Here is a 16,341-nt window from a genome sequence, read left to right as displayed (position 1 = left end):
AACTGGCCTTTTCGCATAAATGCGACGGTGAGCACGTGAGTTCTATGCGGTGCTGGAAACCTACATTGGCATAGTTTGTTTTCTCCGGATCGCTTCCGATTGCAGAGCTGCTAGTACCCGGAGTCTATGCTGCGGACTGAATTTCAGTCGCACAATGTGCTGTTGAAATTGTTTCCGCTAACAACCTTTCGAGTTCGCACAATAATCGACAGAACGCTCAATGGATATCTACTCAATCGAAATATTTTGTGATCGTTGGATCTCCAAGGCAGATGCCTATCGATCCGACAACTTGGAAGATCTATTCGATCGATTCTTTACATTATTTGTAGCCTACAACCGCCTTTACTCCGCATCAGCCGAGTTATACCGAGCGACCTTTGATCCACGACAGATACTGAAGTTTCATGGAGACCGTCAAGAGGCTACTTCCGTAATGGCTCGACTTATTCGACAATCTCGATTCTCAGATGCCGTATGGGAAAATCCCGCTATAGCCGATTCCTGCAAAGCGATCTCAGAACTGCTACTGAACCGTCAGTTTTTTTTGCATAGTGTTCGCGGTACGAAAGAACCTGATTATGCAAGAGACGCGAGACTTGCCGATGGGTTGCAACGGCATAGTGTTTTGGCGGTTCTCGAATGTCTTTACCAAATTCGCTGCAACATCTTTCATGGTGAAAAAGAGTTTGTCCCACGGCAAGCCCAACTACTTGCCCCAGCTATTGTCTTGCTCGAATCAATCGTCCGACTCGGTAGGGAGGTCTTGCGCGAAGTCTCCAATATTCCCGCCAAGTAGAGCGCTACTGATTCGAACGAAAAGCCGCTAGCCGATCATGAGCCGGCACTCGAATGTCGGTTTGCTTGTGAGGCCAGTGTCGCTTCCTGGCCGAACTGGGACGGATATACTCGTCGTCAATCCCCAAGCGACATTGAACCTGAGAAATCATGAGTCTGCATACGTACATGCTCTTTGTTGGTGCGAGTCTTGTTCTGTCTCTCGTCCCTGGACCCGATATGTTGTTCCTGCTTGGGAGGACGATTGCTCAGGGACGTGCGGCAGGGCTATGTGCTGCGTTCGGAATTAATCTCGGTTCCTACGTGCATTTGCTCGCGGCGGTAACGGGTCTTTCGGCGCTTGTACTGGCATCAGCGACGGCGTTCACACTGGTGAAGTGGTTGGGTGCGGCTTATCTCATCTACCTTGGCTGGGGCGCATTGCGCTCCAAGGGGGTCGCCTTCCCAGTCGGAGATGCCAGGAAAAAAGCTCTGCGCCTGATCTTCTGGCAAGGCTTTCTCAGTGATGTCTTGAACCCGAAGGTCGCTCTGTTCTACATCGCGTTGCTTCCCCAGTTCGTGAGCGCACACGACCCGAGTCCTGTGAAGCGTCTCATTGCGTTGGGCGTCACTGGCAATATGGTCGGAATTTCCATGAGCATCGCTTACGTGTTCCTTGCGGCGAGAATGACAGGCGCATTTCGTCGTAACCAAGCTATTTCTGCATGGTTGACTAAGACCATGGGCGCTATGTTCGTCGGGCTAGGTCTGAAGTTGGCAACAGAGAAAATCTGATGGTGTCTGCCGATTGTTGATGATCCGGCGCATGATGCCGAATGACTCAAACTGGCCGCACTCCGTCTCACGATCGCGCCTCGAAGTATCTTATGCAACGGCATGAATGCGACCGGCTCAACGCGACCTTGATCTGCCGCTGCAGAAGCTGTGGCGGCACGCCGGCCAGTTGACCATCGAGGCTGGCCCTGATGTCCGGGAGCGAATATCCGAACCGTTTCATTATGCGGATATTGTCGCCGACGTTTGCCGTGAATATTGAGGCAGATTGAATGACCGAAAATGGCTATGGATTCAAGCGCCTAATGTGTCTAGCATGAGCCATGCAGCATCGAGTCAGTTGCGGCACTCGATCTGTACCGACGCGTCGCTGCATGACGCCATCGTAACCCTGAACATCACCGCCCAAAATGACTAAACAGCCAGGCTGCCGCAGCAAGAGCCAGTAGGCATTCAACAGCGCCGATCAACTGAAGCACATCGATGTCGTCCCATCCCGGTAACCAGCGAGCGGTCGTAGGGTAGCGACCGAGCGAAAAGAGTTTCAGTGAGAGGCGAGCCATCCCGGCGAGAAACAGGGCCGGGAAAATAGCCTTCAGTAAGCGCGCTGCGAGCGAAAGAAATGTGTCCACGGAACGGATAGGTAATTGATTGGGTTCGAAGATCCGGTTAGGCGTGTGTCCGTGCGCACCCCGAAAACCAGCCAGGATAACGACTTAACGACTACTCGGCCTTCGTGACGCTCCGATTATCGACGCTTTAGCTTCTGAGGTCGAATGTCCTAAGGGCGGCGTCCGATAGGTTTCGCATAAACCAGGACGGCATCGGGCGAACTGCGGAGTGCGACCCGAAACAGCCGCTCATTGCTCGTACGCTATCGGCTGATAACCGGTAATCTCGGAAATTCATAAAAAATCCGCACGATCACACGACGCCAGGTTCTGCGTAAAGCGGTGATATCGTCAGCCTTTGATCGATGAAAAGGGCGGTTGGGAAATCTGCTCGTATGCCGACCGTCGGGCGCAACGGGTGAGGCCGATTTTTTAAGTTATCAAACATGCTGTAAAACAATTCCCTTGTCTAATTCCCTCGGGCAAGGAAATTGCTGGCTACGCTCTCTGTTTGGTCGCGCAACTACATTGATTCGTCATGCGACCAATAATCTAATGAAACCCCTCGCCGGTCGCATGCGAAAAATGAGGAGTTGCCGTGAAATCTCTCAAAAGGATGTTTCCAGGAGCAATCTTTGCACTTTCCATTGCGCTGCTCACGGCTCCGGCTGTTGCCGCGAGCGGGCCAAACGGCGTAGTGGTGACCCGTTCGACCTATATACGAGCGGAAACCGACCGCACTTTCTACAACATTGCCACGCTCGCAGGCGGCGTGAACCGCTTCTATCACTATCGAAGCGTCACCCCGCTGGACAAGCAGTCCGTGGTTCGCATGAACAAGGACACGCTCTATTCCGGCGCCGTTGTGGATACCTCAAAAGGCGCGACGCTGACCGTGCCCGAAATGCCACCGGGCCGCTATTTCTCAGTTTTGATGATCGACAACGATCACTACAGCCCCGGCGTTATTTACACACCGGGCGTCCATGAATTGCCACGCGATACCCAATATCTGTTTCTCGCGATCCGCATCCAGCTTCTCCATCCAGACGATCCCGCCGATATCGCGCTGGTGAACGCGCTGCAGGACAAGTTCGTCATCAATGCAGGCAGCGCCGACCCGTTTCCCAAGCCCAAGTGGGATCAGAAGTCGCTGACTGCGCTCACTGAGCGCTATAACCGCGAGTTTGCGAAATTCAAGCAATATCCCGATGGTTCGATGGCGCCGCGCGGCAAGGCCGACGAGCGTATTCGCCATCTCGCAGCAGCGGGCGCCTGGGGGCTGTTTCCGACCCAGGACGCGGTCTACATCAATTACAACGGCGGCCAGTCCGCCAATCAATGTTACTGCGCAACCTACAAGATTCCTCCCAACAAAGCGTTCTGGTCTATTACGGTGTATGGCGCGGACGGCTACATGAAAAGTGCCAACAGCATCCTGAACGGCATCAATGCGAAACCTAACCCCGACGGCACGGTCACCGCTCACTTCGGTTCCGAGGCGCAGTGCGGCAACGTTCCCAACCGGCTCGATACAACCGGGGGATGGAATTTCCTGATGCGTATCTATCGCCCTGGTGAATCCGTCGTCAAGCGTCAGTACAAGCTTCCGGATCCGCTGGCCTGCAAGGCACAGGAGGCAGCGCAATGAAGATCCGGAGCCTGATGCTTGCGCTGCTGTCGTGCGTGACGGCGGCACTGGCGAGTATGCCGGAAGGCCGCGCGCAGACCATCGACGTCACTCCGGCGCAAGCCCGCGTGATCGCCAAAGAGGCTTATCTCTACGGCTACCCGATGGTCGACAATTACCGCATTCAATACTCTTATTTCGTTGACGCAAAGAATCCTGAATACAAGGCGCCCTATAACCAGTTATTCAATATTCCGCGCGTTTTCACGCCCGACGACAAGGCCATCCAGACGCCCAATTCCGACACACCCTATTCCTGGATCGGCCTGGACCTGCGCACGGAGCCAATTGTGTTCACCGTGCCGAAGATCGAAAAAGACCGCTATTGGAGTCTGCAACTGATTGACCTGTACACCCAGAATTTTGCGTATCTGGGCACGCGCACGACGGGCAATCAGGGCGGCAGTTATATGATCGTCGGCCCGGGCTGGAAGGGCACGAAGCCCAAGGGCATCGACAAAGTGATCCATTGCGAGACGTCCCTCGCTTCTGCGCAGTTCCGTACCCAGCTCTTCAATCCCGACGATCTCGACAACGTCAAGCGCATCCAGAATCAGTACCTGGTGCAGCCGCTTTCCGCGTTCCTCAAAAAGCCTGCACCGGCGCCGGCGCGTCCGATCGATTTCATGATGCCGCTCTCGGCGGAGATGCAGAAGACCTCGCTCGATTTTTTCCGCGAACTGAATTTTCTGCTGCAATTCGCTCCAGTAGAGCCGTCGGAGCGCGCTGTGCGCGCACGCTTCGCGAAGATTGGCGTGGCCGCCAACAAGCCCTTCGATCCTGATCACCTCAAGCCCGAAATAAAAGAGGCGCTGCAGCTGGGCATGACGGACGCATGGGCCGATTTCGCGGCGCTCCAGAAACGTGTGGCCAGCGGCGAAATCACATCGGGCGATCTGTTCGGCACGCGCAGTTTCCTGAAGAATAACTATCTCTACCGCATGACCGGCGCGGTGCTGGGCATCTACGGCAATTCGAGGGAAGAAGCCCTGTATCCGGCTTATTATGTCGACAGCACGGGGCAGAAACTGGATGGCGTGCATCGCTACACCTTGCATTTCGCGCCAGGACAGTTGCCGCCCGTGAATGCCTTCTGGTCGATCACCCTGTACGAGCAGCCGTCGAGCTTGCTGGTGGCGAATCCCATCAACCGCTATCTGCTCAATTCGACCATGCTTTCGCAATTCAAGCGTGATCCCGATGGTGGACTGACGCTGCTCGTCCAGAACGAGTCGCCGGGAAAGGATCAGGAGTCCAACTGGTTGCCGGCGCCAAAAGGGCCGTTTTCGCTGATCATGCGGCTTTATCTGCCGAAACCCGAGGCGCTGCAGGGCAAGTGGAAAGCGCCGCCGCTGGTGCAGGCGAACTGATCTAAGCCGCTCAACCGCCTGACTGTGGATCGTAACGCGATGCCTATTCACCACTTTTCTGTTCCAGGCGGTCGTCTGGCCATGCGACGTCTGATTGGCGTCGCCACCTGCGCATGCCTCGCCTTATCCGCCTGCGCGCACCATGAACCGCCGCCCGCGCCGGTCGCACCGCCCGTTGCTCATGCGGTGTCCGCCGGCGAGCCGGTGGCTGCGGCGTTGCCGTCCTGGCAAGACAGCGCGGCCCGCGCGGCGATCCTCAAGTTCATTGCCGAAGTCACGCAGACAGGCAGTGCGCAATACGTGCCGCCCGAAGCGCGCATTGCCGTGTTCGACAACGATGGCACGCTCTGGAGCGAGCAGCCGCTGCCATTTCAGGTGATCTTCATGATCGACCGCCTCAAGGCGGTCGCGCCGCAGCATCCGGAGTGGCGGCGTAATCCCATCTACCGCGCGCTGATGGCGCACGACATGGCGACGCTGGCGAAGAACGAAAAGGCGACGCTGCAATTGCTCGAAGTCGCCAATAGCGGGATGACGACCGAAGAGTATGACGAAACCATTCGCGACTGGCTCGCCAGCGCGAAGCATCCTCAACTGAATCGGCCCTACACGGAACTCGTTTATCAACCGCAACTGGAATTGCTCCAGATATTGCGCGCGAATGGCTTCACGGTCTGGATCGTGTCCGGCGGCACCACGGAATTCATGCGTGTCTTCGCCGATAAAGTCTATGGCGTCGCGCCTGAAAACGTGGTGGGAACGGAAGAAAAGCTGAAGTTCGAGATGCGAGACGGCAAGGCGGTGCTGGTGCGCGAGCCGGGGCTCGACTTCTGGAACGACGGCGCCAACAAGCCGCTGGGCATTTTTCGCGCAATTGGCCGGCGGCCCATTCTCGCTTTTGGCAACTCCGATGGCGATCGCGAAATGCTGGAATACACGACAGGCGGCGCGGGGCCTTCGCTCGGACTCCTGCTCAATCACGACGATGCCGCGCGCGAATTCGCCTATGGGCGGCAGCCCGGATCGATGAGTCTGGACAAGGCCTGGGACGAAGCGCCCAGGCGCGGGTGGTACATCGTCAGCATGAAGCAGGACTGGAAAACGGTCTTTCCTGCGTCTGCTGTGCGGTAGGAACCCGCTTCAGTTGCCGGTTCTGAAACAGACGACGCGTGTCCGCCTTGCGCACCTGAAACCCAGCTATCGGTATACGGACACGAGACGGACTGGCTCGGCAGCACAATTTCCATTGCACTAGAATAAAAATCCATTATACTGGATTCATGAATGTCGAAGCCCTGCTCGCCAAACGCGTGCGCGACCTGCGCAAGGCGCACGGCCACACCCTGGACGATCTGGCCGAAGCCAGTGGCGTCAGCCGTTCGACGATCTCGCTGATCGAGCGCCAGGAGATCAGTCCCACGGCCGTCGTGCTCAACAAGCTGGCGGACGCGCTGGGCGTGACCCTACCCGCGCTTTTTACTGACGAAGCGGACGGCGACGCGCAGGAGCAGCCGCTCGCGCGCCGCGCGGATCAGCAGACGTGGACTGACCCCGCCACGGGTTATCGGCGTCGCCACGTGTCGCCGGTGGGCTTTGCGTCGCCGCTCGAACTCGTCGAAGTCAGCTTTCCGCCGGGCGAGAGCGTCACGTTCGATAACGTGACGCGCCTTGCAACGACGCACCAGCAGGTGTGGGTGCTGGAAGGCGAAATGTCGATTAGCGTCGGCGAAAAGGCGTGGCACCTGAAAGCCGGCGATTGCCTCGCGATGGTGCTCGACCAGCAGATTGTTTTTCACAACCCGGGCCGCAAGCCCGCGCGCTACGCATTGGCGTTGACGACCGTATCCACGAATCAAAGGACACCGAAATGAGCGATCCCATCATCGTGCAATGCACCCACGAGCGTCATGCCGATGCGATCCTGGAGATCTTCAACGACGCGATCGTCAACTCGACCGCGCTGTACGAGTACAAGCCGCGCGACGCGCAGAAGATGGCCGCGTGGTTCGAAGCCAAGCGCGCGGGAAATTTCCCGGTGATCGGCGTGGAAGACGAACACGGCACGTTGCTGGCATTCGGCAGCTATGGCACGTTCCGCGCGTTCCCGGCTTTCAAATACACGGTTGAGCACTCCGTATACGTGCACAAGGATCATCGCGGCCGCGGGCTTGGCCGCGTGATCATGGACGCGGTCATTGCCGCCGCACGCGAAAACGACGTGCATGTGCTGATGGGCGGCATCGATGCGACCAACGCGGGCAGCATCGCGTTGCACGAGCGACTGGGTTTCAAGCTCGTCGGCACGCTGCCGGAAGTGGGCTTCAAGTTTGGCCGCTGGCTCGACCTGGCGTTTTATCAGCTGGTGCTGGATACGCCGGCTAATCCTGTAGACGGCTGAGTCTCACTCGATCGAGCGAAGCGAAGCTAGGCGAAGCGACCATCCATGCCCCGGATGGCCTTTCCGAACCGCTCATGACGCCACCTCGCGCCTTAATTCGGCAAACATACGCGGTTCCCATTCCCGCGTGCCGATCAGCAAACCCGTCCCGCGCCGATGCGTCAGCGGCGCCGTTGCCGACTCATCATGCAAGGCCGCGAATTTGCTGCGCAAGCGCCGCAACTCCACCGATAACTCTGCGCGCGCCGCTTCGGTCAGCATGCCTTGCGTGAACTCAAGCGACTCGCCCGCGCCCGCGAAACTCCCCTCCAGAAAGTCCCCCAGTCCGCGCGCCTTGAAGTATTGCCGGATCGGCCCGCCCGGAATCCAGTCGAAGTCGCGCGCCACCAGCAACCGTATGCGGTCGCCGGGCAGCAGCGCAATCAGGCCCATACGATCGAGGCCAAGCAGCAGCGTGAGACATTGCGCGCGCGTGATGCGATAGGTCGCGACGATATCGTCGAGCGTCCAGTGATTGAGTGCGCAGACCGTCACCAGCAGCAGTCGCTCGTTCGAGACGAGCTGCGCTTCCTGCGCCTGCGTGAGGATGCGCAATGGCGGCACCGTTGCCGCGGCTTCCTGCACCAGTTCGGCGAGCGTGAAGCCCAGCAGTCCGCAGATCTCTTCGAGCCGGTCGAGCGTGAAGCGCCCCTTCGAAAATAGCCGCTTCACGCTGGGCTCGGAAACGCGCAGGGCTTGCGCCACGTCGCGATAAGTGAGGCGTCGCGCGCGCAGTTGCCGCTTCAGCGTTTCGACCAGTTGGGCGGTTTGGCTCATCAAAAAAGTATTGAAAAATGATACTTTAGGTGACAGTAAAGGTGACTCTAGCACGAGTTTGCGTTCTATTTGATCCTCGTCGGCATACTTGCTCCTGTCTTCACGCCGGGCGCGACATTCGATGGCAAGCTGCACAGCGCGCCCTCCGACCGATCATTGCGCAAACTCACGAGCCTCCCATGACCTCTACCGCAAGCCGCGAAAGCCGTGACGAACCCTCGCAGTTCGCCCTGTTGCGCGAGCGCCGTTTCGCGCCGTTCTTCTGGACGCAGTTCCTCGGTGCGCTCAATGACAACGCCTTCAAGATTGGCTTCACGTCGCTCGTGACCTACGAGGCGTCGAGCTTCGCGGGCGTCGATGCAAAGACGGCTGCATTTGTCATTCCAGCGCTGTTCGTGCTGCCTTTCGTGCTGTTTTCGGCGACGGCGGGCCAGTTTGCCGACCGCTTCGACAAGGCTGCGCTCACGCGCTTCGTGAAGAGCTTTGAAATTGTCGCGATGCTGGTTGGCGGTGCGGGATTCCTGCTGCATAGCGCGCCGCTGCTCTATCTCTGCACGTTCCTCATGGGCGTGCATTCGACGCTGTTTGGGCCGGTGAAATACGCGTATTTGCCGCAACATCTCTCGGACGCGGAGCTCGTGGGCGGCAACGGCCTCGTTGAGATGGGCACGTTCGTGGCCATCCTCGCGGGCACTGTGGCAGGCGGCGCGGCTGCCGCCGCTGGCGCGCATGGCGCGATGCTGCTGGCGGGCCTGTGCGTGGCGCTCGCGCTGCTGGGGCGCCTTGTGTCCTCGCGTGTGCCGTCTTCTCCCGCGCCTCAGCCCGATCTGCGCATCAACTGGAATCCAATTGGCGAAACGTGGCGCAATCTCAAGATCGCGCGCGAAGATCGCACCGTGTTTCTGGGGCTGCTTGGCATTTCGTGGCTCTGGTTTGTAGGCGCTACGTTCCTCTCGTCATTCTTCGGTTTCGCGAAAGACGTGCTCAGTGCGAATCCCGATGTCGTGACCGTGCTGCTTGCCACCTTTTCCGCAGGCATTGGCATCGGTTCGCTGCTGTGCGAACGTCTTTCGCGCGGACGCATCGAAATCGGCCTCGTGCCGCTTGGCTCCATCGGCATGAGTGTGTTCGCCATCGACCTGTTTTTCGCGAGCCATGCACTGCCCGCACACACGCATCTGCAATCGGTGGGCGAATTCATGGGGGCGGCGATCCACTGGCGCGTGCTGGCCGACCTGTTCCTGCTCGCGATGTTTGGCGGCTTCTATAGCGTGCCGCTCTATGCGCTGATTCAAAGCCGCAGCAAGCCGACGCACCGCGCCCGCATCATCGCGGCAAACAATATTCTCAATGCGTTATTCATGATTGCATCGGCGCTGATGGGCGTGGCGCTTGGCGCAGTCGGTATGCATATTCCGGGCCTTTTCCTTATTACGGGGCTGTTGAATATCGCCATTGCCGTGTACATTTACTCGCTTGTGCCGGAATTCATGCTGCGCTTTATCGCATGGGTGCTCGTGCATACGTTTTATCGCGTCAATCTCGTCGATACGCAACGCATTCCGCATGAAGGCGCTGCGGTGCTCGTCTGCAATCACGTCAGTTTTGTCGACGCCATCGTGATCATGGCCGAAAGCCCGCGCCCGATTCGCTTCGTGATGGATCACCGCATTTTTCGCTCGCGCCTGGCGGGCTGGTTGTTTCGCCACGTGAAGGCGATTCCGATTGCCCCCGCACACGAAGATGCCGCGTTGCTCGATCAAGCCTATGCGCGCTGTGCGCAGGCGCTCACGGAAGGCGAGCTGGTGTGCATCTTTCCCGAGGGCAAACTCACGCGCAACGGCGAGATGAATACGTTTCGCCATGGCGTAACAGAGATCCTGCGTCGTGTGCCAGCACCGGTCGTGCCGATGGCGCTGCGGGGCTTGTGGGGCAGTGTGTTTTCGCGCGACGAGCGGGCTAGCATGCCGCGTCCGCTGCGTCTGGGGGCAATGAGCCGTCTCACGCTGGCAGTAGGCGAGCCGCTGGCACCCGCCGATGCCTCGCCGCAACGGCTTCAGGAAATCGTCATGCGCCTGCGCGGCATGCAGCCTTAAAGAACACGCGATGCATTGCGCGAAACGCGCGCGATTCAAAAACTCATTTGGCTTTCTCGAACGACATCATGAACAAACCCTGGCTCCATTCCTATCCTGCGGGCGTGACGGCTGAAATCGACCTGTCGCGCTACAACTCCATCACGGCGCTTTTCGAGGACAGCTTCCGGCAATATGGAGAGCGGCCCGCATTTGCGTGCATGGGCAAGACCATCAGCTACGCGCAACTCGATGCGCTTTCGCAGCGTCTTGGCGCGTGGCTGCAATCGAAGGGACTTGAGCGCGGCGCGCGTGTCGCGATCATGATGCCCAACGTGCTGCAATATCCGGTCGCCCTGGCGGCGATCTTGCGCGCGGGCTATGTGGCAGTGAACGTCAATCCGCTTTATACGCCGCGCGAACTCGAACATCAGTTGAAGGACAGTGGCGCGCAAGCCATCGTGTTGCTGGAGAATTTCGCCACTACCTTGCAAGCGGTGGTGAAGCACACGGATATCAAACATGTTGTGGTTGCATCGATGGGCGACCTGCTCGGCATGAAGGGCTGGCTCGTGAACTTCATGGTGCGGCGAGTGAAGAAGATGGTGCCCGCGTGGAGCCTGCCGGGATACACGAGCTTCAACGCCGCGATCGCCGAGGGCGCGCGTCTGCCGTTCGAGCGCGTGGAGCAGGGCCTCGACGACATTGCGTTCCTCCAGTACACGGGCGGCACGACGGGGGTATCGAAGGGCGCGGTGCTGCTGCATCGCAATCTCATCGCCAACCTGTTGCAGACCCAGGCGTGGCTTGAACCGGCGCGCGCAAATCGCCCTGATGTGACACAGAACGTGACCGTTGCCGCGTTGCCGCTTTATCACGTATTCGCATTGACGGTTTGCGGCTTGCTGAGCATCCACACGGGCGGCCTTTCGGTGCTGATCCCGAATCCGCGCGATATGGCCGGGATGATTGATACGTTGCGCGGCTATCACATCACCATGTTCCCCGCGGTGAATACGCTCTATAACGCGATGCTCGATCATCCCGACTTCGGCAAGCTGGATTTTTCGCAATTGTTCGCCGTGGTGGGCGGCGGCATGGCGGTGCAGGAAGCCGTGGCGAAGCGCTGGTTCGAAAAGACGGGCGTGCCCATCGTGGAAGGCTATGGGCTGACGGAAACTTCGGCGTGCGTGACCTGCAATTCGGCGGTCTCCGTGACGTGGAGCGGCACGATTGGGCTGCCGCTGCCCTCGGTGGACGTGTCGATTCGCGACGACGACAACAACGTGCTGGGTGTGGGCGTGGCGGGCGAGTTGTGCATTCGTGGGCCGCAGGTGATGGCCGGCTACTGGCAGCGCCCCGACGAAACGGCAAAGGTGATGACGCCCGATGGCTTCTTCAAATCTGGCGATATCGCGGTGATGGACGAAAGCGGGCTGGTCAAGATCGTCGACCGCAAGAAGGACATGATTCTCGTGTCGGGTTTCAACGTCTATCCGAACGAAGTCGAGGACGTCGTGGCGCAGCATCCGGGCGTGTTCGAAGTGGCGGCAGTGGGTGTGCCCGATCGCCATTCGGGTGAAGCCGTGAAAATATTCGTGGTGCGAAGAGATCCGTCGCTTACCGACGCGGATATTTTCAACTGGTGCAAGGAGCGCCTGACCGGATACAAGCGACCGAAGCTCGTCGAGTTCCGCGAGGGGCTGCCAAAGAGCAATATCGGCAAGATCCTGCGACGCGAGTTGCGCGACGGTCGCGCCTGATCGAATCGCTGGACAATAAAAAAAACGCCCTGCCGGGAAAGCAGGGCGTTTCTCATTTGCAACGAATATCAGCGTCAGCGTGCGAATCAATAACGCGAGAGCTGGCTGCCGTTGATCTGCACGCGGTCGCCAGGATGCAGGTCGCCAGGCGTCGGCACGTCGAAGGAGCGTGTCGAACCGTCGCTCACTTGCACGTCGATGCGATAGCCTGCGGGGCCGCTCATCTGCTGGCCGATCTGGTTGCCCGCGTAGGCGCCGCCCAGCGCGCCGATGACGGTCGCGGCGTCGCGGCCATGACCCCGGCCGATCTGGTTGCCGAGCACGCCACCCACCAGCGCGCCAACGACCGTTCCGCCGACACCGCCCGCGCTCGTGGCGCTGCTGACCGGGCGAATCGCGGCGATCGTGCCGTACTGCGTGCCGTATTGATTGTTGTACTGCGGTGCGTTGTACTGTCCGCCATATTGACCGCTATTCTGCGAGTCATAAGGCTGTGCGGGCGGCGGCGGAGGCGGTGTGTAAGCCGGCTGCTGCACCGTGGCGGGTTGTGCGTAGGCCGGTTGCGCATATTGCCCCTGGTAACCCTGTTGCGAACCATAAGACGAATAGCCCGGGCCGTAGCCAGGCGCAACACAGGCGGACAGCGAAACGGCGGTAGCAGCGACGAGCGCGGCGGTCAGGGCGGAGCGAGTAGAGAGCATGGGCATCACGGTGTTTTCTGCGGCGCTGCGCGCGTGGTGCGCGGCGGGCCGTCTTCGGGTAGCGGATTCGGCGGAGTATAAGGAATGGCCGTCCAGCCGTCCGCTACGCGCGGGTAACAACGTGTAAAGTCTGTTGCCGATCACGCGCCGCGCCGCGTGCGCCCTTTAAAACCGCGTCATCAAGCCCACCGATACGCCAGTCGTCGAATAGGTGCCCGAGCGTATGCCGAGTGCCGCGATATTCAGCGCATCGCTACGATACGCACCGGACAGGCCGTCGAAATCGACCTCCGCATAAAGTTCGGTGCGCTTGGAGAGGTAATACTCCGCGACGGCGTAGGTCGTGAGCTTGTGGCCGTTACCCTGTCTGGCGTTCGCCATGTGCGTCGCGCGGTCGTAGTAGACCGCTGCCGTCAATTGCACGGCGGGCGTTGGGATGACGACAAGCCCCGCGCCCGGCATCTGGTCGTGCCGCTGCGGCGCGCCCGGCGTGGCCGAACTCACGTGCAGGTCGCCGTAGCTGAGAAAGAGGCGCGCCGGGCCCAGGACAAGCGAGCCGCCGCCCTGGAAGGTTTCGGCCCATTGCGTTGCGGCTGCGTTCCACTGCTTCTGGTAGCCAAAGCCTGCGAGGCCGCCGCTCCACTGGTACAGCGCCATCGCCGAGACATTGCTGCCCGCACGTGTGTTGCCCGCGACGCCGCCCGGCGAATAGCTCGCGCCGTAACGCAATCCGCCCGCGCGTCCAAGATAGCTGATGGTGTTATTAAAGCGCGTGTCGTAAGTGAAATAGTTAAAGTAGTAAAGCGCAGTGGGCGAAACCGCCAGTGTCTGTCCCTGGCCTTCAAGCGGGTCGAGGAGAATCGCAACATACTCGTTCGAGCTGACCTGGCGCCCAAAAGTGAGGCGGCCATAGTCGCCATTGAAGCCGGCATAGGCCGCCTGTGAGAACAGCACGCCGCTATTCTTGAGCGCACCGGTGCCGCTATTGAAGGCGTTTTCGAGCTTGAAGATCGCCTTGATGCCGCCGCCCAGGTCTTCCTGGCCGGCAATGCCAAAGCGGTTGCCAGCCAGAATATTGTTGTTGAACGTGACGGCGCTGCCGCCCTTCAGGCCATTGACCCAGCGCACGCCGCCGCCCAGGTAGCCATAGAGGGTGACGCCCGATTGCGCATGCGAGACGGCCGGAAGCGTTGCGCCGACGAGAACGGTCAGTAGAAGCTTTTTCATCTGTCTCCTTGATGCTCTTTTAATTGATATGGATGACGAAATAACAATCATCGACATTCAGTGTGTCGGAGCGCTTCCGGTCGCGCCATCAAGCGTCTGGCATATACACATTCCCCGCGAGCATGTCCGCAATTACCCCGACGATGCGGACATGCCGTAGTGAACCGCGCGAATCAGGGATCGTCAGGGCTCGACGACGTTAAAACGCCCATCCGGCTTTTCAAGCGTCTTCAGGAATGCGCCGAACAACGCTTTTGCGCCGTCCAGCGCGATCTCGCCCTCGGCCACGGCCGCGCCGAATTGCGTTTCGCCTAGCAGGATGCGATCGAGTGTCGCGCGCGTCATCGCTACGCCCAGATCGTGAGCGTCGCGATGCGCAGCCGTAGACCACGTCAGCGCACCGTGCTTCAAATACAGTGCGTAGCGTGCGTCGCGATCGGTGAAGTGCCAGCTCATGCGGATATCGAGTGCCTGCGCCTTGAGCCCGTCCACCATCACGGCGAGATAGTCGAAAAACGCGCCGTCGCTGAGCGAGCGCACGAGATCGTGGCTGCGCATCACCTGTCCCGCTGCCGCGCCCGGGCCTTCGCGCAGTTCGCGCGCACCCAGCAGATAAGCGTTGCGCCATGTCGCGGACTCGGCCTGGAAGCCCATCTGTTCGAGTGCGGCCGCACCCAGTTCGCGCGCCGCGCGCAGATGCGGCTGCGCGAACACGAGGCGATTCATGATCTCCGCGACCCAGCGGTATTCACCGCGCGCGAAGTCGCGGCGTGCGCGTTCGAGCATCGCATCCGCTCCACCCATGTATTCGACGTAGCGCGGCGCGGAGGCCTCGTCGGGCAGGGCGTGCAGATGCGAGGGGTTGCCGTCGTACCAGCTCAGGTAGCGTTGATAGATGGCCTTGACGTTGTGCGAAATCGTGCCGTAGTAGCCGCGCGTGTGCCACTGCGCGGCCAGCGCATCGGGCAGTGCGAGCGATTCGGCAATCTCGGCGGCGGTCTGGCCGCGATTGATCAGGCGCAGCGTCTGATCGTGAAGGTACTTGTAGAGGTCGCGCTGCTGTTCGAGAAAACCGGTGAGGCGCGCCGTGCCCCAGGTGGGCCAGTGGTGCTGCGCGAACACCACGTCGGCGTCGCCTGCGTAGCGTTCGATGGCCTGGTTCAGGTAGCGCGACCAGAGCTTCGCGTTGCGTACCTGGGCGCCGCGCAACGGGCAGAGGTTGTGCAGCGTGCGCGTGCCGTTTTCCGCGACGTTCAGCGCGCGCAGTTGCGGAAAGAAAAAGTGCATTTCAGCGGGCGCTTCGCTATCGGGCGTCAATTGAAACACGATTTCTACGCCGTCTATCGTATGTGTTTCGGTTTCCTGACGAATCAGCTGCGTAGGCTCGATCAGCGTGACCGAGCCGCTGGGCATGGTCTTGCCGAGTCCGGCGTCAATCTGGCAGCACGCGCTGCGCGCAAGCGTCTGGCCAAACTGGAATTGTGAGCGCCGCTCCATTGCGGTACCGGCCAGCACGTTTTCGGACACGGCTTCTTCCATGAAGCCTTCGGGCGCGATGATCGCGCATTGGCCCGCGCGCACGCTTGCTTCGTCGATCACGCCCTTGACGCCGCCGAAGTGATCCGTATGACTATGGCTGTAAATCACGGCAACCACGGGACGGCGCGGGCGATGCGCGTAATAGAGTTCGAGCGCGGCGTGAGCGGTTTCGCGGCAAGTTAGCGGGTCGATGACGATGAGGCCGCTGTCGCCCTCGATCAGCGTGATGTTCGACAGGTCGAAGCCGCGTACCTGGTAGATGCGGTCAGTGACGGCGAACAGGCCATGCAGCCGGTTCAGCCGCGCCTGGCGCCAGAGCGCGGGATTTGCAGTGGTCGGCGCGTTTTCCTCGTCGAGAAAGGCGTAATCGGCCATGCTCCAGACGAGACGGCCATAGGCGTCGCGAATCTCGGCGTCGGGAATCGTGCCGATGAAGCCGCGCTGCGCTTCTTCGATATCGAGCGGATCGTCGGTGGGGAGTGTGCGTTGCGCGGCGACTTGCGCGTCGATGGTGGCCTGTGTGGCGCGCTGGAAGGGGAGTGTGTCGTTCATGATCTCAGGAAGGCTCAACGGGCGTGG

The 16,341-nt window shown here is 59.9% G+C and carries 13 protein-coding genes; 9 read left to right on the top strand and 4 right to left on the bottom strand.

Going from position 1 to position 16,341, the window contains the following annotated elements:
• Positions 1-220: 220 nt before the first annotated feature.
• The 7 genes from BBA01S_RS46855 (at position 221) to BBA01S_RS18285 (ending at position 7,641) form a co-directional block, all read left to right on the top strand.
• A complete protein-coding gene (locus BBA01S_RS46855) occupies positions 221-799 on the top strand; it encodes a hypothetical protein (protein ID WP_156965980.1) in 579 nt (192 codons plus the stop codon).
• A 149-nt stretch (positions 800-948) separates the two neighbouring features.
• On the top strand, positions 949-1,572 hold the full coding sequence (locus BBA01S_RS18315) for a LysE family translocator (RefSeq protein WP_027817722.1): 624 nt from the start codon (positions 949-951) through the stop codon (positions 1,570-1,572).
• Positions 1,573-2,781: 1,209 nt separating this feature from the next.
• Positions 2,782-3,834, top strand: a complete 1,053-nt coding sequence (locus tag BBA01S_RS41725) for a DUF1254 domain-containing protein (RefSeq protein ID WP_218004249.1) — start codon at positions 2,782-2,784, stop codon at positions 3,832-3,834.
• Positions 3,831-5,243: a DUF1254 domain-containing protein gene (locus BBA01S_RS18300; protein ID WP_052391788.1), complete on the top strand. Its 1,413-nt coding sequence runs from the start codon at positions 3,831-3,833 to the stop codon at positions 5,241-5,243. Before BBA01S_RS41725 ends, BBA01S_RS18300 begins: the two co-directional genes overlap by 4 nt.
• 81 nt (positions 5,244-5,324) lie before the next feature.
• Positions 5,325-6,374: an HAD family hydrolase gene (locus tag BBA01S_RS18295; protein WP_042297475.1), complete on the top strand. Its 1,050-nt coding sequence runs from the start codon at positions 5,325-5,327 to the stop codon at positions 6,372-6,374.
• 149 nt (positions 6,375-6,523) lie between these two features.
• Positions 6,524-7,114, top strand: a complete 591-nt coding sequence (locus BBA01S_RS18290; RefSeq protein ID WP_027817718.1) for a helix-turn-helix domain-containing protein — start codon at positions 6,524-6,526, stop codon at positions 7,112-7,114.
• A complete protein-coding gene (locus tag BBA01S_RS18285) occupies positions 7,111-7,641 on the top strand; it encodes a GNAT family N-acetyltransferase (protein WP_027817717.1) in 531 nt (176 codons plus the stop codon). The genes BBA01S_RS18290 and BBA01S_RS18285 overlap by 4 nt, the downstream gene beginning before the upstream one ends.
• Positions 7,642-7,713: 72 nt before the next feature.
• Here BBA01S_RS18285 and BBA01S_RS18280 read toward each other — a convergent pair whose 3' ends face one another.
• Positions 7,714-8,457 carry a helix-turn-helix domain-containing protein gene (locus tag BBA01S_RS18280; protein WP_027817716.1) on the bottom strand — a complete coding sequence of 248 codons (744 nt, stop codon included), beginning with the start codon at positions 8,455-8,457 and terminating at the stop codon, positions 7,714-7,716.
• Positions 8,458-8,636: 179 nt separating this feature from the next.
• On the opposite strand from BBA01S_RS18280, the gene BBA01S_RS18275 reads away from it, so the two are divergent.
• Together BBA01S_RS18275 and BBA01S_RS18270 are read left to right on the top strand one after the other, a co-directional pair.
• Positions 8,637-10,553 (top strand): MFS transporter, encoded by a 1,917-nt coding sequence (locus tag BBA01S_RS18275; protein WP_027817715.1) that lies wholly within the window; start codon positions 8,637-8,639, stop codon positions 10,551-10,553.
• 68 nt (positions 10,554-10,621) lie between these two features.
• Positions 10,622-12,295, top strand: coding sequence for a long-chain-fatty-acid--CoA ligase (locus tag BBA01S_RS18270; protein ID WP_027817714.1), 1,674 nt, complete (start codon positions 10,622-10,624; stop codon positions 12,293-12,295).
• 86 nt (positions 12,296-12,381) lie between these two features.
• Here the strand turns inward: BBA01S_RS18270 and BBA01S_RS18265 are convergent, their stop codons facing one another.
• The 3 genes from BBA01S_RS18265 to BBA01S_RS18255 all read right to left on the bottom strand — a co-directional run bounded on the left by BBA01S_RS18265 (position 12,382) and on the right by BBA01S_RS18255 (position 16,314).
• Positions 12,382-13,005, bottom strand: coding sequence for an outer membrane lipoprotein (locus BBA01S_RS18265; RefSeq protein WP_027817713.1), 624 nt, complete (start codon positions 13,003-13,005; stop codon positions 12,382-12,384).
• Between the two features lie 156 nt (positions 13,006-13,161).
• Positions 13,162-14,223, bottom strand: coding sequence for a porin (locus tag BBA01S_RS18260; protein WP_027817712.1), 1,062 nt, complete (start codon positions 14,221-14,223; stop codon positions 13,162-13,164).
• A 183-nt stretch (positions 14,224-14,406) separates the two neighbouring features.
• Positions 14,407-16,314, bottom strand: a complete 1,908-nt coding sequence (locus BBA01S_RS18255; protein ID WP_027817711.1) for an alkyl/aryl-sulfatase — start codon at positions 16,312-16,314, stop codon at positions 14,407-14,409.
• Positions 16,315-16,341 lie beyond the last annotated feature (27 nt).

The sequence above is a fragment of the Paraburkholderia bannensis NBRC 103871 genome (assembly GCF_000685015.1).
GTDB classification, from domain to species: Bacteria; Pseudomonadota; Gammaproteobacteria; order Burkholderiales; family Burkholderiaceae; genus Paraburkholderia; species Paraburkholderia bannensis.
The sequence above is the reverse complement of the archived record's forward strand: the minus strand, read 5'-3'. Positions and strand labels throughout refer to the sequence as shown.

Excerpts from the sequence above, each read along its gene's own strand:
- BBA01S_RS18280 (WP_027817716.1), bottom strand. The coding sequence starts at position 8,457 with ATGAGCCAAACCGCCCAACTGGTCGAAACGCTGAAGCGGCAACTGCGC.
- BBA01S_RS18315 (WP_027817722.1), top strand. The coding sequence starts at position 949 with ATGAGTCTGCATACGTACATGCTCTTTGTTGGTGCGAGTCTTGTTCTG.
- BBA01S_RS18285 (WP_027817717.1), top strand. The coding sequence starts at position 7,111 with ATGAGCGATCCCATCATCGTGCAATGCACCCACGAGCGTCATGCCGAT.
- BBA01S_RS18300 (WP_052391788.1), top strand. The coding sequence starts at position 3,831 with ATGAAGATCCGGAGCCTGATGCTTGCGCTGCTGTCGTGCGTGACGGCG.
- BBA01S_RS18295 (WP_042297475.1), top strand. The coding sequence starts at position 5,325 with ATGCGACGTCTGATTGGCGTCGCCACCTGCGCATGCCTCGCCTTATCC.
- BBA01S_RS18290 (WP_027817718.1), top strand. The coding sequence starts at position 6,524 with ATGAATGTCGAAGCCCTGCTCGCCAAACGCGTGCGCGACCTGCGCAAG.
- BBA01S_RS46855 (WP_156965980.1), top strand. The coding sequence starts at position 221 with ATGGATATCTACTCAATCGAAATATTTTGTGATCGTTGGATCTCCAAG.
- BBA01S_RS18255 (WP_027817711.1), bottom strand. The coding sequence starts at position 16,314 with ATGAACGACACACTCCCCTTCCAGCGCGCCACACAGGCCACCATCGAC.
- BBA01S_RS18260 (WP_027817712.1), bottom strand. The coding sequence starts at position 14,223 with ATGAAAAAGCTTCTACTGACCGTTCTCGTCGGCGCAACGCTTCCGGCC.
- BBA01S_RS18275 (WP_027817715.1), top strand. The coding sequence starts at position 8,637 with ATGACCTCTACCGCAAGCCGCGAAAGCCGTGACGAACCCTCGCAGTTC.
- BBA01S_RS18270 (WP_027817714.1), top strand. The coding sequence starts at position 10,622 with ATGAACAAACCCTGGCTCCATTCCTATCCTGCGGGCGTGACGGCTGAA.